The organism is Phocoenobacter atlanticus subsp. cyclopteri (assembly GCF_018343795.1).
GTDB lineage: Bacteria > Pseudomonadota > Gammaproteobacteria > Enterobacterales > Pasteurellaceae > Phocoenobacter > Phocoenobacter atlanticus.
In genome coordinates this window covers 1996741-2020382 of sequence record NZ_CP074346.1, presented here as the reverse complement: position 1 = coordinate 2020382, position 23642 = coordinate 1996741, and the positions used below count along the sequence as shown (strand labels likewise).

Annotated in this window: 23 protein-coding genes and 1 pseudogene; 5 read left to right on the top strand and 19 right to left on the bottom strand. The window is 34.3% G+C overall.

Translation table 11 applies throughout. The features are described from left to right. Nucleotides 1-139: 139 nt before the first annotated feature. The 9 genes and pseudogenes from KGI96_RS09710 to dprA all read right to left on the bottom strand — a co-directional run bounded on the left by KGI96_RS09710 (nucleotide 140) and on the right by dprA (nucleotide 7817). Nucleotides 140-430: a hypothetical protein gene (locus tag KGI96_RS09710; protein ID WP_211597800.1), complete on the bottom strand. Its 291-nt coding sequence runs from the start codon at nucleotides 428-430 to the stop codon at nucleotides 140-142. 40 nt (nucleotides 431-470) lie between these two features. Then, nucleotides 471-992, bottom strand: a complete 522-nt coding sequence (locus tag KGI96_RS09705; RefSeq protein ID WP_211597801.1) for a hypothetical protein — start codon at nucleotides 990-992, stop codon at nucleotides 471-473. 26 nt (nucleotides 993-1018) lie between these two features. Then, nucleotides 1019-2578 carry a leucine-rich repeat domain-containing protein gene (locus KGI96_RS09700; protein ID WP_213156459.1) on the bottom strand — a complete coding sequence of 520 codons (1560 nt, stop codon included), beginning with the start codon at nucleotides 2576-2578 and terminating at the stop codon, nucleotides 1019-1021. Then, nucleotides 2554-4305: an FtsK/SpoIIIE domain-containing protein gene (locus KGI96_RS09695; protein ID WP_211597803.1), complete on the bottom strand. Its 1752-nt coding sequence runs from the start codon at nucleotides 4303-4305 to the stop codon at nucleotides 2554-2556. Before KGI96_RS09695 ends, KGI96_RS09700 begins: the two co-directional genes overlap by 25 nt. Nucleotides 4306-4446: 141 nt before the next feature. After that, on the bottom strand, nucleotides 4447-5463 hold the full coding sequence (locus tag KGI96_RS09690; protein ID WP_211597804.1) for a virulence RhuM family protein: 1017 nt from the start codon (nucleotides 5461-5463) through the stop codon (nucleotides 4447-4449). A 27-nt stretch (nucleotides 5464-5490) separates the two neighbouring features. Then, nucleotides 5491-5967: a RhuM family protein gene (rhuM, locus tag KGI96_RS09685; RefSeq protein WP_229577163.1), complete on the bottom strand. Its 477-nt coding sequence runs from the start codon at nucleotides 5965-5967 to the stop codon at nucleotides 5491-5493. Nucleotides 5968-5989: 22 nt separating this feature from the next. Further along, nucleotides 5990-6208, bottom strand: a complete 219-nt coding sequence (locus KGI96_RS11345) for a virulence RhuM family protein (RefSeq protein ID WP_229577162.1) — start codon at nucleotides 6206-6208, stop codon at nucleotides 5990-5992. Between the two features lie 116 nt (nucleotides 6209-6324). Next, on the bottom strand, nucleotides 6325-6465 hold the full coding sequence (locus KGI96_RS09680; RefSeq protein WP_211597805.1) for a CopG family antitoxin: 141 nt from the start codon (nucleotides 6463-6465) through the stop codon (nucleotides 6325-6327). Between the two features lie 228 nt (nucleotides 6466-6693). Then, nucleotides 6694-7817 (bottom strand): annotated as a pseudogene (gene dprA, locus KGI96_RS09675) (DNA-processing protein DprA). Nucleotides 7818-7911: 94 nt separating this feature from the next. Here dprA and def point away from each other — a divergent pair. Both def and rfaD read left to right on the top strand, forming a co-directional pair. Next, nucleotides 7912-8421 (top strand): peptide deformylase, encoded by a 510-nt coding sequence (def, locus tag KGI96_RS09670; RefSeq protein ID WP_211597806.1) that lies wholly within the window; start codon nucleotides 7912-7914, stop codon nucleotides 8419-8421. A gap of 11 nt (nucleotides 8422-8432) precedes the next feature. After that, complete coding sequence (gene rfaD, locus KGI96_RS09665) at nucleotides 8433-9359, top strand: ADP-glyceromanno-heptose 6-epimerase (protein WP_213156457.1); 927 nt, start codon at nucleotides 8433-8435, stop codon at nucleotides 9357-9359. 116 nt (nucleotides 9360-9475) lie between these two features. Here the strand turns inward: rfaD and tusB are convergent, their stop codons facing one another. The 5 genes from tusB to KGI96_RS09640 are packed head-to-tail and all read right to left on the bottom strand — an operon-like array spanning nucleotide 9476 to nucleotide 11938. Further along, nucleotides 9476-9748 carry a sulfurtransferase complex subunit TusB gene (gene tusB / locus KGI96_RS09660; protein WP_211597808.1) on the bottom strand — a complete coding sequence of 91 codons (273 nt, stop codon included), beginning with the start codon at nucleotides 9746-9748 and terminating at the stop codon, nucleotides 9476-9478. Nucleotides 9749-9756: 8 nt separating this feature from the next. Beyond that, the gene (tusC, locus tag KGI96_RS09655) at nucleotides 9757-10128 is read right to left on the bottom strand and encodes a sulfurtransferase complex subunit TusC (RefSeq protein ID WP_211597809.1); all 372 of its coding nucleotides are present in this window, start codon (nucleotides 10126-10128) and stop codon (nucleotides 9757-9759) included. Between the two features lies 1 nt (nucleotide 10129). After that, nucleotides 10130-10510, bottom strand: coding sequence for a sulfurtransferase complex subunit TusD (gene tusD / locus KGI96_RS09650; protein ID WP_211597810.1), 381 nt, complete (start codon nucleotides 10508-10510; stop codon nucleotides 10130-10132). Beyond that, the gene (locus KGI96_RS09645; protein ID WP_211597811.1) at nucleotides 10510-11166 is read right to left on the bottom strand and encodes a helix-turn-helix transcriptional regulator; all 657 of its coding nucleotides are present in this window, start codon (nucleotides 11164-11166) and stop codon (nucleotides 10510-10512) included. The genes tusD and KGI96_RS09645 overlap by 1 nt, the downstream gene beginning before the upstream one ends. A 52-nt stretch (nucleotides 11167-11218) precedes the next feature. Beyond that, entirely contained in the window at nucleotides 11219-11938 is a 720-nt protein-coding gene (locus KGI96_RS09640; protein WP_211597812.1) for an FKBP-type peptidyl-prolyl cis-trans isomerase, read from the bottom strand. Between the two features lie 113 nt (nucleotides 11939-12051). Between KGI96_RS09640 and KGI96_RS09635 the strand changes: the two genes are divergently transcribed. Further along, a complete protein-coding gene (locus tag KGI96_RS09635) occupies nucleotides 12052-12276 on the top strand; it encodes a SlyX family protein (RefSeq protein ID WP_211597813.1) in 225 nt (74 codons plus the stop codon). 36 nt (nucleotides 12277-12312) lie between these two features. Here the strand turns inward: KGI96_RS09635 and mioC are convergent, their stop codons facing one another. Continuing rightward, nucleotides 12313-12750 carry an FMN-binding protein MioC gene (gene mioC, locus KGI96_RS09630; RefSeq protein ID WP_211597814.1) on the bottom strand — a complete coding sequence of 146 codons (438 nt, stop codon included), beginning with the start codon at nucleotides 12748-12750 and terminating at the stop codon, nucleotides 12313-12315. A 211-nt stretch (nucleotides 12751-12961) separates the two neighbouring features. On the opposite strand from mioC, the gene dnaK reads away from it, so the two are divergent. Next, entirely contained in the window at nucleotides 12962-14872 is a 1911-nt protein-coding gene (gene dnaK, locus KGI96_RS09625; protein ID WP_211597815.1) for a molecular chaperone DnaK, read from the top strand. Nucleotides 14873-15000: 128 nt separating this feature from the next. Next, the gene (gene dnaJ, locus KGI96_RS09620) at nucleotides 15001-16125 is read left to right on the top strand and encodes a molecular chaperone DnaJ (RefSeq protein ID WP_211597816.1); all 1125 of its coding nucleotides are present in this window, start codon (nucleotides 15001-15003) and stop codon (nucleotides 16123-16125) included. 76 nt (nucleotides 16126-16201) lie between these two features. On the opposite strand, the gene KGI96_RS09615 is transcribed toward dnaJ, so the two are convergent. The 4 genes from KGI96_RS09615 to glgX form a co-directional block, all read right to left on the bottom strand. Continuing rightward, entirely contained in the window at nucleotides 16202-18661 is a 2460-nt protein-coding gene (locus KGI96_RS09615) for a glycogen/starch/alpha-glucan phosphorylase (RefSeq protein WP_211597817.1), read from the bottom strand. An 89-nt stretch (nucleotides 18662-18750) separates the two neighbouring features. Further along, nucleotides 18751-20178, bottom strand: coding sequence for a glycogen synthase GlgA (glgA, locus tag KGI96_RS09610; protein WP_211597818.1), 1428 nt, complete (start codon nucleotides 20176-20178; stop codon nucleotides 18751-18753). Between the two features lie 112 nt (nucleotides 20179-20290). Next, a complete protein-coding gene (glgC, locus tag KGI96_RS09605) occupies nucleotides 20291-21598 on the bottom strand; it encodes a glucose-1-phosphate adenylyltransferase (protein ID WP_211597819.1) in 1308 nt (435 codons plus the stop codon). 49 nt (nucleotides 21599-21647) lie between these two features. Beyond that, a complete protein-coding gene (gene glgX / locus KGI96_RS09600) occupies nucleotides 21648-23627 on the bottom strand; it encodes a glycogen debranching protein GlgX (protein ID WP_211597820.1) in 1980 nt (659 codons plus the stop codon). Nucleotides 23628-23642 lie beyond the last annotated feature (15 nt).

Genomic DNA, 23642 nt, shown 5'->3' with positions numbered 1-23642 from the left:
AGATTCTTATCAGAATTTGCAAACTTTGAAAAAGATCCGACCGCTTGTTGATCTCTTTATATAATTTATTGTTAATTGTTGTCTAAATTTAAAGTATCAACTTTGTATCATACTGATTTAAAGCCCTGTATTTATACAATTAACCAACATTAGACAACTCTTGAGATAAACGCTTACTCTGTTTATCTACATAGGCTTTATTTTCAGTATGTACTTGTTGTAACAATGTTTTCATTTCACCACGAAACATTTCTTGGCGATACTCCACTTGTTTTATAAATTCACCAAAAACGGTAGTATTTTTAAGCTCATCCGTAATGCTATCATAACCATTTGCAACGCTGATAATGGCATATTCAAATTCATCTAATCGATCTCTGGTTGTATTACACCACGCTAGTTGATCTTCAATTGTTTGTTTATAACTCATCTTGTTATCCTTTTTATATTATTTTACTAAATTATTAGGGTTACGCATCTTTTGCATCAATAATCATACGCTGTAAAGACTCTTGAAAACTGTCAATCATTGCTAATTGCTGACGCAGTTCGTCTAACACATTTTCAACGGTTGAATCTAATCTTTCATAACGGCTGGATAATTCATTTGTATAGTCATTTGCAAAACCCACCCCTTGCATAGCTTGAACTTGCTTACCATATAAACCATTCGCTTGTTCTAATAAACTTTGGTGATGTTTAATCGCTGATTTTGCCTGCTCTAAAATATGTACCTGTTGTTCTAAATCTGTCATATTGCCTCCTCTGTGTGATGAATAGATATTATGGCTAACACGCTGTCCGTCCGTATAGCCAATATCATAACTTTTACTATAACTATCAATTGCATTATCCGATTGCCAAAGATAGTTAATAGGATTTCTTTTTAATGTGCCAAAGTGAGATTTAGGTTTCCCTTGTTTACTATCAGAAATCCCATTATCATAGCCCTCTTTGGAATAGTCACCTGTGTAGATTTTTTTGATGTTCATAATTTTCTCTTTAAACGATAAAAATCTTAACCAAATAAGCCTTTAACAAATCTTTTCGCTTTATTGACTAATTTAGCCTCTTCTCTACGCTTATACTCCGCTTCCCTTGTTAAACGCTCTTGCTCCTGACGCTCTTTTTCTAATCTTTCTCGCTCTTTGCGTTCAGCTTCTAGCCTTTCTTTTTCTAACCTTTCCTGTTCTTTGCGTTCAGCTTCTAGTCTTTCCTTTTCTCGTATTTCCTGCTCTTTGCGTTCAGCTTCTAGTCTTTCCTTTTCTAGTCTTTCCTGTTCTTTTCTTTTAGCTTCAATATTTTCTTTAACCTGTTTAACCACTGGTTCAACAATCTTACTAGGTAAATTATAAAAACTTTCTGGTAAGGCTATAATTTCATTACCTTCAAGTTTAAACCAAGTTAACTTAGTTAAATTTCCAATATTTTGGGGCAATGTTTTAAGTTTATTTCCGCTAAGATTAAGCCAAGCTAGATTAGTAAGATTGCCAATCCCTTCTGGTAATTCTGTAAGTTTATTATTTCTAAGATAAAGATAAGTTAATTTAGTTAAGTTTCCAACCCCCTCTGGTAGTTCTGTAAGTTCATTATCTCCAAGACCAAGATGAGTTAATTTAGTTAAGTTTCCAATCCACTCTGGTAGTTCTGTAAGTTCACTATGTTCAAGATAAAGATGAGCTAATTTAGTTAAGTTTCCAATCCACTCTGGTAGTTCTGTAAGTTCACTATAAAGATAAAGATGAGTTAATTTAGTTAAGTTTCCAATCCACTCTGGTAGTTCTGTAAGTTCACTATGTCCAAGACTAAGATAAGTTAATTTAGTTAAGTTTCCAATCCACTCTGGTAACTCGGTAAGTTTATTACCCGCAATAGATAAGTCAGTTAACTGTTTTAAATTGCTAATATTTTCTGGCAATTCTGTAACTTTATTATTATTAAGACAAAGTACATTTAGTCTTATTAAACCTCCAATACTTTCTGGTAATTCTTTAATTTCATTATTACAAATAAAAAGTTTTGTTAAATTGGTTAAATTTCCAATCCACTCTGGTAACTCAGTAAGTTGATTCTCTTCAATCCTAAGTTCATTAATCTTAATTAATTTTTTTATACTTTCTGGCAACTCTGTAAGTTCATTCCATCCAACACATAACCTAGTTAACTGTGTTAAATTACCAATATTTTCTGGCAACTCTGTAAGTTCATTAAACTGAACAATAAGCTCTATTAATTGTGTTAATTTGCCCAAACTCTCTGGTAAAATTGTTAGTTTATTATTGCAAAGGTAAAGCTTAGTTAATTGTGTTAAGTTACCTATACTCTCTGGCAAGACTGTTATTTGACTATTACTAAGATCAAGTACTGTTAATTTAGATAGTTTTACAATCTCTCTTGGTAACTGTTCTTCTGAAATATCATTTTCAATCGCCCAATCAATAATAGGTTGCAGTTCTTTTTTAATTTGACAGTATTTATCGTTTATCGTTGATACTTCTTGTTGGTAATCACGATAACCTGAATATTGATTAGTTATTTCTTGATAAACACTCATTATTCCACCTCCCCATTTAACCAATCAGGCATTGTTTTATTATTATCCTGAATAAATATATTGTTACCACTTTTTGGCTGTGCTTGTTTTTCTGTTTCTTTATTTTCTACCACCGTTCCTTTTAAGATTTGTGGTGTTACAATTAAATGTGGTAATCGGCTTGCTTTGATTTGTTGTAGTTTAGCTTCTATTGCTATGCGTTCTTGCTCTTTTTCAGCAAGGGGTGGGTTTGCTCGACCGATTTGGTTCGCTATTTTTATACCGCTATCGGTATTGATTAATACTTCAAATTTATGTCTATCTAATGTTGTTGCAATGGTATTTCCACTTTCAAACAGTGCGTAAGTATCGCTAATATCATTGACTTTAAACGACAAACGCAAAGCAATATGACTTAAAATATCTTTTGGTATATCTGACCCTTTTAGTGTTTGGGTTACTAATAAAAGATGTAAGCCATAACTTCGTCCTTGTCGCAATAGATGATCTAAGCATTTAACAAAATGTTGCTTTTGTTTAAAATTACTTTCAAATAAGCGTTGGGCTTCATCAATAATTAACAGTTTATAAGGTAATGGTGTATTTAGATTGAGTTGATTGTAACTTGCAATATCTTTGACTTTTGCTTGGTTCATTAACTCTGCTCGCAATTGTAATTCTTGTGTAAATTCTTCAATCATACCGATAGCAAGCGTAAAATCAGTTTCATCTAAAAACAGTTTGACACAGTTAGGATGGTTTCTAAACACATCAAATTCCACCCCATTTTTATAATCCATTAAATAGAGTTGTACTTGTTGGGCAGTGTAACGTTCGGCAATACCGATAATCAGATTATTTAATAATACTGATTTTCCTGAACCTGTGCCACCTGTCAAAATAGCGTGATAGTTTTGTGAATTTGCCCCTAAACTGAAATAAATATCACTTCTTCCATCTTGAGTTTTGGCTATCGGTATCTGTAAGAAATCGCTCTCGGTATTTTCTTTTTCACAAGCGGTAAGATTTTCAATAATATTTGCAATTATTTGGGTTTGGTTGGTATCGGCTAATTGATAATCATAAAATTCACATAGCTGACTAAATTCAAATAAATCTGTATTTAAGCTAGCTGTTTTATCTTCAATGCTTAATGTAGCAAATTTTTGTTTGATATAGCTAAGACTTTTTTCACGATTGCCTTTTAGCTCTTCATCATCTTCTACACCATTATAGAAAATGGTATAAAACCCTGCTTTACTCGCACTTTCAAAAAAAGATTTAATACGTTTTACACCGATAAAATCATCAGGGTAATAATCAAGATTAATTAATAATAAGTGATAATTTTCAGGGTATTGTGCGGTTTGATTATATTCAGACAGGTTAGCTATTTCAGGGGGCAATAAATCGTGTAAACGGTGACGAGCAATTTCTTCTAACTCATCAAAGCCTTTTTTTGCCTGCTCAGTATTTGCATATAAATGATATAGCTTCTGAGTTTTTAATTGCGATAAATAACGAAAGCGTGGGGCAGTATCAAAATCAAAGGTATAGATATGTAGAGATTTAGGGGGTAAGGCTTGCATTAATAACAAAGCGATATTTTCTATAAATTGATTACTGATTGTTTCACTCTTCTCATCATAATCAACACAAAACCCTCCTTTTTCAGACGGAAGTAAAACAGGAATATCCTCTGTTTCAGCCACATTTTCTTTTGGTGTTAGTTCACCGATATAAATTCCCCAAGGAAACGCATATTTATTCATAAAAGCCCCTTAATTCATCATTTTTTATAATGCTAAGTGTATCAAAATTTAAACTTCAAGGACAAATATTTGTTTAATTGATAGGCTTTTATTTTCAAATTTAATTTTTTGTAAATTTTTATAAAAATGTGACCGCTTGGTTTATTTTTTCTTTTTTTGTACGCTTTCTAACAATCGATCAAAATCAGAAACTATGCGTTGCATTTTATTAAATTTATCGTACTCAGTAAAGGCTTTCTCCCTTGCCTGTTCCGTTGATACCTTACCATTATCAGCTAGAATTTTATATTCATTAAAATCTAGAAATTTATTTACACTTTCTGCAAAAGCTTTCATTGTAAAGGTATTACGAGTTTCAATAATGCGTTCTATATAATCAAAAAATGCAGAAATGGTACGTTCTAAACGTTTGATTTCATTAGGGGATAAATAGTTTTTAGCAATCACGCTGTCTGATTTTAAAATTCGTCCTGTTGGGGCATTTTTCCACGTTTGTAAGCCCATAAACTCTTTATTGGCATCTGCTTTCTTATAAATCAATTCAGCGGCGGTTTGTCCGTGAATCGCATAGTGGAATTTATTTTGTACAGTGGCATAAAAATGTCTTGTTGTGGTCGATTTAGGATTATAATCAATACAACATTCCGCAAAAATATCGGTAATTTGTTGATAAATACGGCGTTCACTGGCTCGAATTGAACGTACTCGTTCCAATAATTCACGAAAATAATCTTTACCAAATTGCTCGCCTTGTTTTAGGCGAGCATCATCGATTACAAAACCTTTAAGTAAGTATTCTTTAAGGGTTTTTGTTGCCCAAATACGAAATTGAGTTGCTTCCACACTATTTACACGATAACCAACTGAGATAATGGCGTCTAGGTTATAATGAGCAATATCTCTGGTTACTTGGCGATTACCCTCTTTTTGAACTATCCGAAAATATTGGATAGTTGCTTTTTCATCTAACTCACTGGATTTATAAATATTATTTAAGTGATGATTGATAGTACGAACATCAACGTTAAATAAATTTGCCATTGCTTTTTGTGTTAGCCATACGGTTTCATCTTGTAAAATAACATCTACTTTTACTGTACCATTTGGTGCCGTGTAAAGTAGAAAGTTATTGAAATTATTTGCTACTGTTGTTGTCATTTTTATTCCTAATTTTTTAGCCCTTAATTAACGATTTTTCACTTTTTTAATAGCATTTTCAATGATTTTTAAATCATCTTGATCGGCTAGTTGTGCTTCATATTGTTTACGACGATTATCAAAATCTGCATAAACTTGTCGAATACGAATTTCCATATTTTTATGGGATATAGAACCTTTTCCTGATAATAATGGACGATCATTGAACAACAAAATTTTATCAACATTATCTTGCCAAAATTGTATTGTAATATCTTTATGACTTTTAACTCTTAATTCTGCCATTTCTAAAAAGATAACAACTAAACGATTAAGTGAATCTATTTCATCCTCAGTTAAATAGTTTTTAGCAATAAAAATATCTTGTTTACGTACAATACTGCCTTTCCAAGTTGTGAGTGCCATATTAGGTTTAGTTGCATCAGCTCGTTCAACAATAAGCTCAGCTGCTGTTTTTTTCGTTACAGCAAACAATAGCTTATTTTGTGTGTCTGCAAAAAACATTTGTGTCGCTTTATCTGTTTTATCAAACAGTAGTAAAGTAATTCTTTACTACTGATTTTTTATCTAACTCATTGTCTAATAATATATTATTTATATGTTGCCCAATATTTTGTTTAGAGGTGGAAAAAAGTTCTGCAAGCTGATTTTGGCTTAACCAAATATCTCCATCTTTTGCATATAAAGCCACATTAACTTTACCATCTTCGGTATTATAAATAATAAAATTATCTTGCTCTTTCACGATACTACTCCATTGCTATTTTAAGAATTAATCATATCATACCGTTACAAAATTCAGTAAATCTAAGATTCTTATCAAAGTCCCGCCACTTACCTCAGGGCAACCATAAATTTTAACTAAAGAGAAAGGGCTATTTTATCAATATAAGTACGCAAAAAAGTTTGATAAGGCACATTCATTTCTTTTGCATATTTTTTGATCTTATTAAGTGATGACTTTTTCAAGCTTAATGAAATTTGTACTGTTTGTTTTTCCATTTGAAATAGCATTAACCATTGAATCTACTAATTCTTGTTCATCTTTATTTAGTTTTCCCATCTTGTATCTCCTTAATCAGTCGTTTAGATTCTAACTCTTAAAATCTTCAAACCTTAAATTTTTCATAAAATATACTATGTTAATAAGATTTAGTTTTCAATTTAATATTAAAATTACACTTTAATCGATACTTAGTATTTGAAATATTGCAAATTTTTATCAAAATCCTACCGCTTATCTCTCACATATCCCCCTGAAACCTGCTTAACAATACCCTCTAATTCCAAAGTTAAAAGCTCAATCAACAAAGTTTCAATACTCATCTCGCAAGCCTCCGCTAAATCGTCAGCACTAATCGGCTCAAGACTTAGTTTTGATAAAATTTGTTGTTGGCAAGCGGTAAGATTTGGATCATTTTTTGCAAGATTTTCTACTTTTGAATTTTCAAATAGTGTATTTTGAATTACAGGTTTTGTGGTAGGCTGAAATTGTCGTTCGATTGCATTTAATATATCTTCTACACAATCCACCAATAATGCTCCTTCTTTGATCAACTGATGGCAACCTTGTGCATAAGGATCTTGTACGGAATTTGGAACAGCAAATACTTCTCGCCCTTGTTCTAAGGCATAGCGTGCGGTAATTAATGATCCGCTTTTAATAGTGGCTTCAACCACTAATGTACCTAATGATAAACCACTGATAATTCGGTTACGACGTGGAAAATTTTCAGCTAGCGGTGGCTGATTAGGAAAAAACTCAGAAACTAATACTCCGCCATTTTCTAAAATCTGTTCAGATAGTTTTTTATGGCGAGCTGGGTAGGTTTTATTTAAACCACTGCCTAATACTGCGATGGTTTTACCTTTTTCTTTTACCACTTGCTGATGACAAAAACCGTCAATACCAATCGCTAAGCCACTGGTGACCACGATATTATTTTTTACTAATTCCGATGAAAAATGCTTTGCCCAATATTCGCCATAATGGGAATAATCTCGACTGCCCACAATGGCAATTTGTGGTGAGGAAAGCACCGCTTGATCACCTTTAAAAAAGAGCAAGGGTGGAGCAGTACTAATTTGGCGTAATAAAAAGGGATAAGCTTCATCAAATAATGTTAGCAGATGATTATTGTCATCTTCTTGCCACGCTAAAACCTCCTCTATTTTTTTCTATCAGGATGAAACCAGCGCTGAATTTGTTTTTCATTCCAACCTATTTGACGCAATTGTGTCTTATCATAATCACAAAATTCATTGAAATTGACTTCATTTAATAATCGCCCAATACGTTGAGCGCCAAGTTGTGGAATTTGGATTAATTTTAATAATTGTTCTATTTTATTCATTCTTTCATCCTTTGTTGTAATGGCTTTTATTTATAATCAAAAAACGTTAGAATGAAGAACTTTTTATATTAATTTTTCGATAGAGATCCCAAAAATGGCAAAATTAGATGTCGTACTTTACCCCGATGAAACCCTGACAAAAGTATGCGAACCTGTAACAGAATTTAATGATGAATTACAACAATTTATCGATGATATGTTTGATACAATGTATGAAGATGAAGGTATCGGTTTAGCTGCCCCTCAAGTCAATGTATTAAAACGTGTGATCACAATGGATATTGAAGGGGATAAAACTAACAAAATCGTATTAGTAAACCCTGAAATTATTGAAAGTAGTGGTGAAACGGGTATTGAAGAGGGGTGCCTTTCTATTCCTGGTTTTAGAGGTTTTGTTCCTCGTAAAGAAAAAGTCACAGTAAAAGCCTTAAATCGTAATGGTGAGGAATTTATTTTAGAAGCAGATGATTTACTTGCTATCTGTATTCAACACGAAATTGACCATTTAAATGGGGTTTTATTTGTGGATTACCTTTCCCCTTTAAAACGCCAACGCATTAAACAAAAAATGCAAAAACTTAAAAAACAACTTGCTCGTCAATAAAGGAATAAAGAATGATTATAGTAACAGGTGGTGCTGGATTTATTGGTAGTAATATCATTAAAGCATTGAACAAAATAGGTCGTAAAGACATTTTAGTAGTAGATAACCTTAAAAAAGGCGAAAAATTTATCAATCTTGTTGATTTAGATATTGCCGATTATTGCGATCGTGAAGATTTTATTGCCTCTATTGTAGCTGGTGATGAATTTGATCACATTGATGCAATTTTCCACGAAGGGGCTTGCTCTGCCACAACGGAATGGGATGGTAAATATATAATGCATAATAACTACGAATATTCCAAAGAGTTATTACATTATTGCTTAGATCGTGAAATTCCATTTTTCTACGCCTCAAGTGCTGCAACCTATGGTGGTCGTACCGATAACTTTATCGAAAAACGTGAATTTGAATCACCATTAAATGTGTATGGCTACTCAAAATTTTTATTTGATGAGTATGTTCGCAAATTATTACCAGAAGCGACCTCGCCAGTGTGTGGGTTTAAATATTTCAATGTGTATGGACCACGTGAGCAACACAAAGGCTCAATGGCAAGTGTGGCATTCCACTTAAATACCCAAATTCAAAAAGGCGAAAATCCAAAATTATTCGCGGGCAGTGAAACCTTTTTACGTGATTTTGTGTATGTGGAAGATGTGGCAGATGTCAATATCTGGGCGTGGCAAAACAATATTTCAGGGATTTATAACTTAGGAACAGGCAATGCAGAGTCATTCCAAGAAGTGGCAAATGCTGTTATCAATTTCCATCAAAAAGGTGAAATTGAAACAATCCCATTCCCTGAACATTTGAAATCTCGCTATCAAGCTTATACCCAAGCGGATATTACCGCTTTACGCAACGCAGGTTACGATAAACCGTTTAAAACTGTTGCTGAAGGGGTTAAAGCTTATATGGAATGGTTGAATAAATAATTTTTACTATTTATAGAAATACCCAAGCGGTAAGATACTTGAAACTTTTTGCAAATTTTTTCAAATATCTTACCGCTTGTTGCTTTTATTAAATGCTTTTTGATGAGTTAAAATAGCTATAATGCTATTTGTGGATAATATTTATCCGTAATAGCGATAACTTCTTGTAAACTAACTCGTTTAAAATGAGATGACAAAGTTAATCCTCGTGCAACAACATCTTGATCTAATACAAATAAATGCGTAATTTTTGCAAAAAGTTGTGATGATCGTACCGCTTGTAGAACGCCATCTTGCCAAAGTAAAACAGCATCTTGTTCAGTAACATTGATAAGTATATTTTCAAGTTCACTGGTATCATATTGTGCTTTAGAAAGAGTATAGAGCATAATTCATCCTAAAAAGTGAGTATTTTTTCTGCTTGTTTTAAAAGCGTAAATAGTGTTTTCTGAGGAACTATTTGATAATTGGAAATGACAAAATCAACCTTGTTTAAAGCTCTCTGTTCAAGGGAGTTTTCACAAATAAAACAGTGTGAAAGTTCATATAATTCAATCAGTTTGAAAGTAGAAATATGATCTTTTTGTAAAATTAACTGTGGCTTTTGATTTGCAATAAGATTAAACACCCCATCATTAAGAAAGCAAATTAAGATTTTCTCTTCTTCACAAAAGGTACTTGCGGCGAGCAGGGCATCGAGTCCTTCTCTGCTTACGCTTGAACCAAAGGGGGGTTGAGTAAAAAGAAAAGCAATTTTATATTTTTTCATTTTAAAACGTCACCAAACGATCCGCTGTTAATACCGCTTGAGAAAACTCCCCTAATCCCGCTAAAACAAAGCCCTCAGCAAGGTTAGTTTGAGTATGAAGTGGGGTAGTCGTTTCATCTACCACCCCTCTGCGTTGTGCGGCAGCGATACATAAATGGAGTGATAAGCGGTATGATGTTGCTAAATATTGCCATTTTTCTACCAAATTGATCTCGTCTGTGGCAGGGTTAACCAATTTATTTGCATTACTAATACCCTCTTGAAAGAAAAAAACTTGAGAAATAGAGTAATTATTTTCTAATAATGTTTTGATAAATTGATAAGCTAAAGCACTGCCTTGAGAACCATAAACGGGTGATTTAACTGCAACGACATAACGCATTACTGTTCCTGTTTAATCTGACGAATATAAAGATAAACGGTGTGGCGTGAAATATTTAAGCGTTCAGCCACTTGATTGATCGCATCTTTAATATCAAAAATTCCTTTTTCAAAAAGAGAAACCACGATTTGACGGTTTTTATTGTTATTTGCAACAGAATTATCTGCGGAAATTTCATCAACGGTTTTTTCAATAGTCTGTGCAACTAAGTCTTCAACTGAGCTGGCAAAGGTTTCTTCAACTTCAGGTTCTTCAGTTGGCAAAATGAAGCTATTAAAGAACTGCGAAAGTGGTACATCTAAATTTAAATTAATACAGAGCAAACCAATAATACGTTGCTTACTATTACGAATAGCAATGGTATTTGATTTCATCAATACATTACCTTTTGCTTTGGTAAAGTAAGGTTGAGCATTTTCTTGATTACTCATTTGATGTAGCGACTGCAATGCTCGATTTGTAATAGGAGAGCCTATTTTACGATCAGTATTATGCCCATTTGCGATATAAATCGCGGAATGTTCAAGGCTTTCAAGAGAATGTAAAACAATCTCACAATATTCACCAAGTAACGAGGCTAACCCATCAACAACGGGAATATAAGATTCTATAATGGCATAATCTTCAAGGGTAAATGGTTGTGAATCTATCGTCATAATATAAATAAGTGGCTAGTATTTTAGCCACTTGTATTCTCAAGTATGTTTCTTATTTTTTTGTTTTCGTTGGTTGGAAATCTAACAATTCAATTTTAAAAATCAAGGTTGAATTTGCTGGAATATTACCCACTTGATTAGCGCCGTAACCTAATTCAGCAGGTACCACAAGTTCCATTTTTCCACCTTTTTTAAGCATAGGGATTGCTTCTTTCCACGCAGGAATAAGTTGGCTTAATTGAAACTCAATTGCTTCGCCACGTTTGTATGAACTATCAAAAACAGTACCATCAGTAAGGGTTCCTTCGTAATGTACTTTAACAGTATCTTCTATTTTTGGTGATTTTCCTTTACCTTGTTGCTCAATTTTATACATTAAACCTGATTTAGTCGTTTTTACACCGTCTTTTTTAGCATAATCTTCACGGAATTTTTTACCCGCTTCAAGCGTCATTTTAGTATGTTTTTCAGAAAGATACTTATCTAACGCATCTAAATGGGCTTCTAACTCTTTTTCTTTTAACTTACTTGTTTTTTTCAAGGTGTCTTTTACACCTGCTAAAATCTCATCTTGATTGTATACAAGCATTTCTTTTTGAGATTCTACTATTTGTTCAATTTTCTTACCCATTAATGTACCAATGGCATAAGAAGAGTCATTAATAAATTTAGTATCTACTTTTTGTTCTGCCATTACAGATTGTGAAGCAACCAGAGTTGTTGTCATTAATGTTACTGAAAAAGCAACGGCTGAAAGTTTAGTTTTTAACATTATATATTCCTTTAATTTTGGCACTATTTGTAAGATAAATGTAGCCAAAGGGTTTAAACACAAGAAAAGATGGAGTAAAGTATATCCTTTTAATAAACAATAGTCATTATAAAATGAATACAACTCCTCATCAATTATTAACTTATATTGCAGAACTTGAAACAAAAATTGCTTTTCAAGAACTGGCAATAGAAGATTTAAATCAAGCTATTATTCAACAGCAGTTTATCTTAGATAAACTTCAAATACAGGTTCGTCATCTTGCAGAAAAATTGACAAATTCACAACCAAGTAATATAGCCTCATTAGCAGAAGAAACTCCTCCACCGCATTATTAGAAGACAAAATAGTAGAGTGGAAGTTCCGTATATAAATTATAGTTTATCAATAAAGTTGGGCAACCACGCTTCTGCCGTTTCATCGTGATCAAAGTTTTCTACAACATCAATTTTTAACGAATTGCAAAGTTGTTTTGCCCCTTTTTGTTGCAAAATTTGTTCAACAGTATCGACGGCATAGCAAAAAGTATCATAATCAGAGCTTCCTAAACCAATCACACCAAATTTCATTCCCGTTAAATTTAACGTTGATTGTGCTAATTCTTCAAATAATGGCTGAATATTTTCAGGTAAATCTCCTGCACCGTGAGTAGATGTCACAACCAATAAAGACTGTTTATCCTTTATATCATCTAATGTTGCATTATTAAATAATTCAACATTTAATCCTTTAGTAATGAGTACTTGTTCAATGTGGTCAGCAACATATTCTGCTCCACCTAACGTACTTCCTGTAATAATACAAATTGACATTGTTGGATCCTTATATTTAAGTAATTTCAATCATTTTATAAGAAAATATCCATACACCCTATATAAAATTACAATAAATCTAAAATTTTTTTCATTTTTACCCTTGATCCTCAAAAATTAACCCCTATTTAATAGAACGTCAGGATGAGGAATCAAACCCTCACTCTTTTTTGTAACATTTAAAAATTTAAAATCTTATTGGAGAATAAAAATGGGAAAAATTATTGGTATTGACTTAGGAACAACTAACTCTTGTGTAGCGGTAATGGACGGTGATAAACCTCGTGTAATTGAAAATGTGGAAGGGGCAAGAACAACCCCTTCAATTATCGCTTATACAGATAAAGAAACTTTAGTTGGACAACCTGCAAAACGTCAAGCTATCACAAACCCAAAAAATACCGTATTTGCAATCAAACGTTTAATCGGTCGTCGTTTTGAAGACAATGAAGTTCAACGTGATATTGGTATTATGCCATTCAGCATTGTTAAAGCTGATAATGGCGATGCGTGGGTTTCTGTTAATGATGATAAATTAGCTCCACCTCAAATTTCTGCTGAAATATTGAAAAAAATGAAAAAAACAGCAGAAGACTTTTTAGGTGAAAAAGTAACAGAAGCAGTTATCACTGTGCCTGCATACTTTAACGATGCACAGCGTCAAGCAACCAAAGACGCAGGTCGTATCGCTGGTTTAGAAGTAAAACGTATCATCAACGAACCAACAGCGGCAGCATTAGCTTACGGTTTAGACAGCAAAAAAGAAAACCAAATCGTGGCAGTTTATGACTTAGGTGGTGGTACATTTGACTTATCAATCATCGAGATGGATAACTTCGATGGCGAGCAAACTTTTGAAGTGCGTGCGACAAACGGGGATACTCACTTAGGTGGTGAAGACTTTGATAACCGTGTGATCAATTACTTAGTTGATGAGTTCAAAAAAGATCAAAACATTGATTTACGCAACGATCCAATGGCAATGCAACGTGTGAAAGAAGCCGCTGAAAAAGCGAAAATCGAGCTTTCTTCTGCACAATCAACGGAAGTAAACTTACCTTATATTACAGCGGACGCAACAGGTCCTAAACACTTAGTGATTACCATTTCTCGTGCGAAATTAGAATCATTAGTAGAAGATTTAGTGGCGAAATCATTAGAGCCAATCAAAATCGCATTAAAAGACGCAGGTTTAAGCGTGTCTGAAATCAACGATGTCATCCTTGTGGGTGGACAAACTCGTATGCCTCTTGTACAGAAAAAAGTAGAAGAGTTCTTCGGTAAAGCACCTCGTAAAGATGTAAACCCTGATGAAGCAGTGGCAATCGGTGCTGCAGTTCAAGGTGGTGTATTAGCGGGCGATGTAACAGACGTATTATTATTAGACGTAACCCCATTATCATTAGGTATTGAAACAATGGGTGGCGTGATGACAACCTTAATTGAGAAAAACACCACGATTCCTACTAAGAAATCACAAGTATTCTCAACAGCGGAAGACAACCAAAGTGCGGTAACTATCCACGTGTTACAAGGCGAACGTAAACAAGCGTCAGCAAATAAATCATTAGGTCAATTCAACCTTGAAGGCATTAACCCAGCACCTCGTGGTATGCCACAAATTGAAGTGACTTTTGATATTGACGCAAACGGTATCATCAACGTATCGGCGAAAGATAAAAATACCGGCAAAGAGCAACAAATCAAAATTCAAGCATCAAGCGGTTTGAGTGATGAAGAAGTAGAACAAATGGTACGTGACGCAGAAGCGAATGCGGAAGAAGATCGTAAGTTTGAAGAGTTAGTTCAAGCTCGTAACCAAGCAGATCACTTAGTTCACTCAACTCGTAAACAGGTTGAAGAAGCAGGCGATGCAATCAGTGCTGACGATAAAGAAAAAATTGAAGAAGCTGCAAAAGAGTTAGAAACAGCGGCTAAAGGTGAAGACAAAGCTGAAATTGATGCAAAAGTTGAAGCATTAGTGAAAGCGGCAGAACCTTTAATGCAAGCAGCCCAAGCTCAGGCACAAGCAGCTCAACAAGGTGCAGGTCAAGAGCAATCATCTGCGAAAAAAGACGACGATGTTGTTGATGCAGAGTTTGAAGAAGTAAAAGATAAATAATTTTATTTAATTCAAATTGTAGGGGCGTATTAAATACGCCCCTTTACCGTATAAAACAAGCGGTCATATTTTAGATAAAATTTGCAAATTTTTATAAAAATCTAACCGCTTATGATTAGGTCAAAACAATGTCAAAAAAAGATTATTACGAAATCCTTGGTTTAAACAAAGGGGCGAGCGAGCAAGAAATCAAACGTGCTTATAAACGTTTGGCGGCGAAGCACCACCCAGATAAACACCAAGGCAGTAAAGAAGCAGAAGAAAAATTTAAAGAGATCAAAGAAGCCTATGAAGTATTAGGCGATCAAGAAAAACGCTCAATGTACGATCAGTACGGACACCAAGCCTTTGAACAAGGTGGATTTGGTGGCGGATCAGGTGGATTCGGGGGTGGTTTTGGTGGCTTTGAAGATATTTTCAGCGAAATGTTCGGCGGCGGTGGTCGTGGACGTTCACGCGTAGTGCGTGGCGATGATCTGCAATATAACCTTGAAATTACTCTTGAAGAAGCCGTTAAAGGTGTAAAAAAAGATATTCGCATTCAGACGCTTGTGCAATGCGATAACTGTCACGGTAGTGGTGCTGAGAAAGATTCCAAAGTATATACTTGTTCGCACTGTCACGGTAATGGACGCATTCGCCGTCAACAAAGTTTCTTTGTATCCGAAGTCATCTGCCCAAGCTGTAATGGAAGCGGTAAGAAAATCGAGAAAAAATGTAAATCTTGTTATGGTGAAGGGCGAGTTAATAAACCAAGAAGCCTTTCAGTTTCTATTCCTGCGGGAGTGGATACAGGCAATCAATTACGTTTATCTGGTGAAGGTGCAGCAGGAGAGAATGGTGCACCAGCGGGCGATTTATACGTTGTCATTCACGTTAAACCACACGATATTTTTGAACGTGATGGTTCAAACCTTTATTGTGAAGTACCGATTAGCTTTACAATGGCGGCTCTTGGTGGTGAAATTGAAGTACCAACCCTTGAAGGCAGAGTAAAATTAAAAATACCAGCAGAAACCCAAACGGGGAAATTATTCCGAGTGCGTGGTAAAGGTGTAGTGTCTCCTCGTGGTGGGTATGCAGGTGATTTAATTTGTAAAGTGACCATTGAAACTCCTGTTTCATTAACAGACGAGCAAAAAGAGTTACTTAGAAAATTAGAAGAAACCCTTAAAGGGCATAAAAAACATCGCCCAAAACACGACGGTTTTTTTGACGGCGTAAAACGTTTTTTTGATACGCTAGGTAAATAAAAAAATAACCAAATAAAAAATCGCACTAAAAGATAACTTCTAGTGCGATTTTTTATTTAAGATTAAAGCCTGAAAACTATTTCAATTTTAGAGGTTTCACTTTCCATATTTTTTCAGCGTATTCTGTGATAGTTCTATCTGATGAGAAGAAACTCATATTTACAATATTTTGTAATGCACTTTCCACCCACTCATCTTGATTTTTATACTTTTGATCAACTTGTTTTTGAACTTCAACATAGCTTTCAAAATCAGCAAATGATTGATAATAATCATAGGATTTTAAGCTATTTAAAAGATCTTGATAACGATAGGGTTCTTCTGGTGAGAAATATCCAGATGAAATTTGATCAACAACTGTACGTAATTGCTCATTCGATTGATAAATCTCAAAAGGACGATAACCATTTTTACGCAAAGTGTCGACTTGCTCAACGGTATGACCAAAAATAAAAATATTATCTTCACCAACATTTTCTAAAATTTCTACATTTGCACCATCAAGTGTTCCTAAGGTTAACGCACCGTTTAATGCAAATTTCATATTACTTGTACCAGAAGCTTCTGTTCCAGCTAACGAAATTTGTTCAGAGATATCAGCTGCAGGAATAATTATTTGAGCAAGACTGACGCTATAATTTGGAATAAATACCAATTTTAAGCGACCTTTCAAACGTTCATCATTATTGATTACATTTGCTATATCATTAATTAAATGAATGGTTTTCTTCGCTGAATAATAAGCCGAAGCGGCCTTACCTGCTAAAATAAACACGCGTGGTGTCCAATCTTTTTCTGGGTTGGCGATCATTTCGTTATAACGAGCAACGACTTGTAATACATTTAAAATTTGACGTTTGTACTCGTGAATACGTTTTACTTGAACATCAAATAATGCGTTAGTGTCTACTTCAATACCCAATTCTTGTTTGATATAATTTGCTAAACGTTGTTTGTTTTTACGTTTAATATCAGGAATTGCTTTTTTCAAATCTGGATCTTGAATATGAGCTTTGAGATTTTCTAATTGGCTTAAATCACGACGCCATTCTGTACCAATATATTGATCAAATAATGCAGAAAGATCAGGGTTTGCTACCGCAATCCAACGACGTGGCGTAATACCATTTGTTACATTGGTAAAGCGTTCAGGATAAATACGTGCAAAATCAGCAAATGTGGAACTAACCATCAGTTCGGAATGAATGGCTGCTACACCGTTTACTTTATGAGAGCCAATAACGGATAACCAACCCATTCGTACTTTTCGACAATCGCCTTCTTCAATAATAGAAACGCGGCGAATAAAATCGTGATCTTCCGTGATATTTGCTTTCACGTATTTTAAGAAATATTCATTAATTTCAAAAATAATATGTAAATGGCGTGGTAGAACTTTTGCCATCATATCCACCGGCCACGTTTCTAGGGCTTCGGACATTAAAGTATGACAAGTGTAAGAGAATATTTTACAACACATTTCCCACGCTTTATTCCATTCATACCCCTCTTGATCGATAAGAATTCGCATCAATTCTGGAATAGCTAAGGTTGGATGGGTATCATTTAAGTGAATAGCAACTTTTTCTGCTAAATTTTCAACTGTTCCGTGAGTACGTTTATGACGTTTAACAATATCTTGTAATGATGCAGAAACTAAGAAATATTCTTGACGTAAACGTAATCTTTTACCTTCCCAAGTTGAGTCGTTAGGGTAAAGCACACGAGAAACATTTTCAATAGAAGAACGTTTTTCAACAGCTCCAACATAATCTCCTTTGTTGAAATCATTTAAGTCAAAGGTATCGCCTGCATTTGCACTCCATAAACGTAGCGTTGCTGCTGAGTCATTTTGATAACCAGGGATCATTTGATCATAGGCTAAAGCCGTCAATTCTTCTTCGTGTTTCCAAATACATTTCGAGCCTTCACAATAAACGTGTCCACCAAGATGAATAATAAAACGTTTAGATGGACGAATAAACTCCCAAGGAGCACCTTTTTCAAGCCATGCATCTGGTTTTTCAACTTGATAGCCATTTTCAATAGCTTGCTGGAACATTCCGTACTCATAGCGAATTCCATAACCCATTGCTGGAATAGCAAGAGTAGCTATAGAATCCATAAAACAGGCGGCCAAACGACCTAACCCACCATTTCCTAAGCCAGGATCTACTTCTTTTTCTAATACATCTTCTAAATCAACATTAAGTTTTGCAAGAGCATCTCTTGTAAGTTCATACATTCCTTCTGCAATTAACGTATTAGATAATGTACGCCCCATTAAAAATTCCATAGAAAGATAATAAACCCTTCTCGTCTCTTCACTTCTTGCTTGATGTGCAGTAGAAATCCATCCTTCTGTGACTAAATCTCGTACTGCATACAACGTTGCATTTAACCAATCTCTTTGACTTGCCTCTTCAGGCGAGCGTCCGATTAGAAAAATTAACTTATAAACGATCATATTTTTTAACGTTTCTGAGTTATCTTTTAAATGATCATATAAAAAAGGAAACTGAATATCTTTTGTCATAATTTGCTTTCACTCCAAATACTAATATAAAAATAAGGGCAAATAATATCCTTATTTGTACTAAAAATAAAACGTTTTTTATCTTTTTACTAAGATTGATATAATTTTTGGTAATGTTTAGCAGATATTTTCCAGCCAAAATCTTGCTCCATTGCTACAGTTCTAACACTAAACCATAAACGTTGTTTTTGCCATAATGTGAACGCATTACAAATTGCTTGACTTAATGCTTCTGAGCTAGCTTCATCAAAAACAAAACCTGTTGCTATACGTGCTTTTATATTTTCTGATGTACTATTCACTACAGTATCCGCCAATCCACCCGTCGAGCGAACTAATGGCAAAGTACCATATTTTAAACCATATAATTGAGTTAACCCACAAGGTTCAAAACGACTTGGTACTAAAATCACATCACCACCCGCAATAATCAAATGTGACAATGCTTCATCATAACCTATTCTTACTGCAATATTCTCTGGATATTGAGTAGCTAGTTCATCAATAGCTTGCTCTAAATGTGATGATCCCGAACCTAGAATGACGAGTTGTCCACCTTGCTTTACAATTTCTTCGGCACTATCAACAACTAAATCTACCCCTTTTTGCTCAGTTAAACGTGTAACCATCACAAATAACAATGCATCAGCTTGCTGTGGTAAATTAAAATAAGATTGTAGCTTTTCTTTATTCTTACGCTTCTTGGTCATAAATTTAAGTTTATAATGATCTTTTATGTATGGGTCATTATTTGGATGCCAAATATTTTCATCTACACCATTTAAAATACCAAATAATTTACCTTGTTGCTCTAATGTTGCAAGCAAACCTTCTAATCCATAGCCAAATTCTGATGTTGTAATCTCTTTTGCATAAGTTGGGCTCACTGCTGTTACTTTATCAGAATAATAGAGTCCTGATTTTAAATAAGAAATTTGCCCATATAACTCTAATCCATTGATATTAAACATTTCACTTGGTAATCCAATTTCATATAAATGATCTGCAGAAAAATTACCTTGATAAGCCAGATTATGAATAGTAAAAATGGATTTTGCAGGGCGACCTTTATTAGCTAAATAAGCACTGGTTAAACCTGCGTGCCAATCATGAGCGTGTACCACCTCAGCTTGCCACCAGCTGTCTAAACCTGTTGTTAACTCTGCCCCTACCCAGCCTAGTAATGCAAAACGTTTGTAGTTATCAAGATAATCATTGTGATTTTCATCATAATAAGGATTGCCTTCACGAGCATATAAATGGGGTGCATCAATCAAATAAACACCAATACCATTATACTCACCGTAACGTAATATGATATGCCCTGCAAAATTATCAAATTCATTAACAATAACAGTGTTTGTTATACCTGCAATAATTGTAGGATAGGCTGGCAATACTACTCTTGCATCAATGCCAATTTTTTTTTGTGCAAAGGGCAATGCTCCAAGAACATCGGCTAACCCACCGGTTTTTAACAGTGGATATAATTCCGAACAAACATGTAAAACTCTCATTTAATTATCCTTTTCAATATACAATACTAATAAAAATTAGTATTGTAGAGGCAGATAATATCCTATCCTGCCTCTACAAAATTAACTATTACAATAAATAGTCACATTTACTTTAATCTAAGTGTTCTTCATGAATCACTTCTTTACCTAGTAACTTTTCAATCATAGGTTTAGTGACTAATACTACCTTATCTGTACTACTCACCCTAAAACGCTGACGATCCGACTCTAAATCTAATCCTATTTCTGTACCATCAGGAATATTTACATTACGATCAATAATACAATTTCTTAATGTACAGTTCTTACCAATAGTGACTTCTGGCAGAACAACACAGTACTCAACCATTGAACCTTCATCTACAGTAATATGGTCAAATAATACAGAATTACTAATACCTGCATCAGTAATCACACAACCACCAGCAATTAATGAATTATCTACAGGTTTACTATCTGATTTCTTATAAAAAAACTTAGATGGATAGGTCTGAATTGGATTACCACGAATTGGCCAGCGTTGATCATAAATATCCAGCTGTGGGTTTTCAGAAACTAAATCAATATTTGATTGCCAGAAACTATCTAATGTACCCACATCAAGCCAATAAATTTCACCTTCAGTATTACGTCCCATACAAGAACGGCTAAACGGATGAGCGTACAATACTCCTTCTTTTAAAGTACGAGGCAGAATATCTTTACCAAAATCGTGAGAAGTGTAAGGCGTTTCAACCTCTTGTTCTAATACTTCATATAAATAGTCGGCATCAAACACATAAATTCCCATTGATGCTAATGAAATATCAGGTCTGCCAATCATTGCTGGTGGGTTTTCTGGTTTTTCTACAAAAGATTTTACTTTTAAATTTTCATCAACCGCCATCACGCCAAATTCAGATGCAATTTTACGCTCAACCTCAATACAACCAACCGTACATTTTGCACCACTTGAAATATGATCAAGTAACATTTGACTATAATCTTGTTTATAAATATGATCCCCAGCCAAAATTAATACATATTTTGGACAATAATGATTACGTAAAATTGCCATATTTTGATAGACTGCATCAGCTGTACCACGATACCAAGTTGAATTATCAATTTGTTGACGAGCGGGTAACATATCGACAAATTCACCTTTTTCTTGTGGTAAAAATGACCAACCACGTTGCAAATGACGTAATAAGGAATGAGCCGCATATTGAGTCACTACACCAATACGGTTTAATCCCGAGTTAATACAATTAGATAATGCAAAATCAATAATACGGCGGTTACCTCCAAAATAAAGTGCTGGTTTTGCTCGTTTATCTGTTAATTCGTGAAGACGAGAACCTCGCCCACCTGCCAAAATAAGTACTAGTGTGTCTTTTACCACTTCATATTTATTTGGGGATTTTGTTACACTACTCATAGTCACTCCTTAATTTTCATTAAATTCACTATTGAATTTAATTGATTTGTTAATGAAATGCTTTCTTTAGAATAGAAAATGAAACATCTTCTACATCGAAAATTTTTTGATTTAATGTAAATTTTGATTCAAAAACGACCGCTTGCCACGAACCTTTTGGTAGCTGAAATTGCTGTAATCCCGCTTTTCCATTCACAACAAACAACCATTGGTCATCTAGCTGAATTTGAAATGCCTTTGTTTCTATATTATGCCAATCTTCCATCTCCATCAAATGACCTGCAATGTTGAACCACTTAACCTCATTCATTTTCCACCAACGATCTTTTAATGCACTTGGTAACTGTTTACGTATTGCTATTACTTGTTTTGTTAATTCAAAAAGTGTTTCTTGAAAAGAATCCCACTTCAACCACGCTATCTTATTATCCTGACAATAGGCATTATTATTGCCATACTGAGAATTACCAAATTCATCTCCTGCTAAAAGCATTGGCGTACCATTGGCTAATAACAAACTCGTTAATAATGCACAACTATGAACAAAACGCATTGCTTCTACGGTTGAAGACGCATTCTCTGATCCTTCAAAACCCTGATTGTTACTGTAATTTTCATCACGTCCATCACGATTATTCTCGCCATTTTCTACATTATGCTTATGGTTATAACTCACTAAATCTCTGAGTGTAAAGCCGTCGTGAGCAGTAATAAAATTAATAGAATTATGAGGTAAATATCCCTCTCGTCGATAAATATCACTTGAACCAGCAAAACGTTGAGCAAACATATCTAATCTGCCGCTTTTTTGTAGCCAAAAACGACACATATCATCACGGAAATGATCATTCCATTCAGAAAAATAAACAGGGAAATTACCTACTTGATAGCCCCCTTCTCCAATATCCCAAGGTTCGGCAATAAATTTGCATTTTTGTAAACTTGGTATTTCTGCTATCTCTTGGAATAATTTCGCTTTGGGATTAAATTTTGGTGTTTCTCGCCCTAAGGTTGGGGCTAAATCAAAACGAAAACCATCGACGTGACAGTCTTCTACCCAGTATCGCAAACAATCAATAACCCAACGACGTCCAATATCAGAAGATACATTCAGCATATTTCCACAGCCTGTTGCATTGATATATTCCCCTTTATCATTTCGCCAATAATAGGTTTCATCATCAATACCACGCTGACAAAAAGTTGGAAAATCTTTTTCTGATTCCGCACTGTGGTTAAACACCACATCAAGCACCACTTCAATTCCTGCTTTGTGTAACGCCTTAACCATTTCTTTAAATTCAGAAAGTGGCGATGTCCCTTTTCGTCCTGACCAATATTTAGGCTCAACCGCAAACATTGCCAAAGGATTATATCCCCAATAATTATGCAAGCCTTTTTCTTGTAAATGCTGCTCATCTAAATGATAATTAACAGGCAATAATTCTAAGGTTGTAATACCTAACTCTTTTAAATAAGCAATCATTTTAGGATGACTCACCCCAGCATAAGTGCCTCGAATCTCCTCTGGTAAATCATCTCGTAATTGAGTTAAGCCTTTTACATTTGCTTCATAAATAATGGTATCTGCCCAAGCAATATTGGGTGATTGATCGTCTTGCCATACAAATTTATCTTCAAAAATGACCGCTTTCTGGGCAAGGTGAGCGTTATCTCTTGGATCATTTAATAAAAACCACGATCGTTTTTCTGCATTACTCAGATCTGGCTTTCCAACAACTTCTTTTGCATAAGGATCAAGAATCAATTTATTTGGATTTAAGCCATCGCCATACATACGATAACCATATTTCATACCATAGTTCACTTTTGATAACCAAATATGCCAAATATCATCTGTTTTATACATAGGTAAACGAATTTCTTGCCGATTTTTTTCATCAAAAAGACACAACTCCACCGCTATTGCCTTTGATGAAAAAATAGCAAAATTAAACCCTTTAAATCCTTTTTTATAACGAGAGGTACAGCCCAAAGGATAAGGCTTTCCTAGTGTTATCTTTTTCATTCTTTTAACTTATTA

Bases quoted from the DNA above. Each gene is read 5' to 3' on its own strand.
- KGI96_RS09680 (WP_211597805.1), bottom strand. From the start codon at position 6,465: ATGGAAAAACAAACAGTACAAATTTCATTAAGCTTGAAAAAGTCATCA.
- KGI96_RS09635 (WP_211597813.1), top strand. From the start codon at position 12,052: ATGAATACAACTCCTCATCAATTATTAACTTATATTGCAGAACTTGAA.
- KGI96_RS09695 (WP_211597803.1), bottom strand. From the start codon at position 4,305: ATGAATAAATATGCGTTTCCTTGGGGAATTTATATCGGTGAACTAACA.
- KGI96_RS09690 (WP_211597804.1), bottom strand. From the start codon at position 5,463: ATGACAACAACAGTAGCAAATAATTTCAATAACTTTCTACTTTACACG.
- KGI96_RS09710 (WP_211597800.1), bottom strand. From the start codon at position 430: ATGAGTTATAAACAAACAATTGAAGATCAACTAGCGTGGTGTAATACA.
- mioC (WP_211597814.1), bottom strand. From the start codon at position 12,750: ATGTCAATTTGTATTATTACAGGAAGTACGTTAGGTGGAGCAGAATAT.
- dnaJ (WP_211597816.1), top strand. From the start codon at position 15,001: ATGTCAAAAAAAGATTATTACGAAATCCTTGGTTTAAACAAAGGGGCG.
- rfaD (WP_213156457.1), top strand. From the start codon at position 8,433: ATGATTATAGTAACAGGTGGTGCTGGATTTATTGGTAGTAATATCATT.
- KGI96_RS09640 (WP_211597812.1), bottom strand. From the start codon at position 11,938: ATGTTAAAAACTAAACTTTCAGCCGTTGCTTTTTCAGTAACATTAATG.
- tusC (WP_211597809.1), bottom strand. From the start codon at position 10,128: ATGAAAAAATATAAAATTGCTTTTCTTTTTACTCAACCCCCCTTTGGT.
- glgX (WP_211597820.1), bottom strand. From the start codon at position 23,627: ATGAAAAAGATAACACTAGGAAAGCCTTATCCTTTGGGCTGTACCTCT.
- dnaK (WP_211597815.1), top strand. From the start codon at position 12,962: ATGGGAAAAATTATTGGTATTGACTTAGGAACAACTAACTCTTGTGTA.
- glgA (WP_211597818.1), bottom strand. From the start codon at position 20,178: ATGAGAGTTTTACATGTTTGTTCGGAATTATATCCACTGTTAAAAACC.
- def (WP_211597806.1), top strand. From the start codon at position 7,912: ATGGCAAAATTAGATGTCGTACTTTACCCCGATGAAACCCTGACAAAA.
- tusB (WP_211597808.1), bottom strand. From the start codon at position 9,748: ATGCTCTATACTCTTTCTAAAGCACAATATGATACCAGTGAACTTGAA.
- KGI96_RS09615 (WP_211597817.1), bottom strand. From the start codon at position 18,661: ATGACAAAAGATATTCAGTTTCCTTTTTTATATGATCATTTAAAAGAT.
- glgC (WP_211597819.1), bottom strand. From the start codon at position 21,598: ATGAGTAGTGTAACAAAATCCCCAAATAAATATGAAGTGGTAAAAGAC.
- tusD (WP_211597810.1), bottom strand. From the start codon at position 10,510: ATGCGTTATGTCGTTGCAGTTAAATCACCCGTTTATGGTTCTCAAGGC.
- KGI96_RS09705 (WP_211597801.1), bottom strand. From the start codon at position 992: ATGAACATCAAAAAAATCTACACAGGTGACTATTCCAAAGAGGGCTAT.
- KGI96_RS09645 (WP_211597811.1), bottom strand. From the start codon at position 11,166: ATGACGATAGATTCACAACCATTTACCCTTGAAGATTATGCCATTATA.
- rhuM (WP_229577163.1), bottom strand. From the start codon at position 5,967: ATGTTTTTTGCAGACACACAAAATAAGCTATTGTTTGCTGTAACGAAA.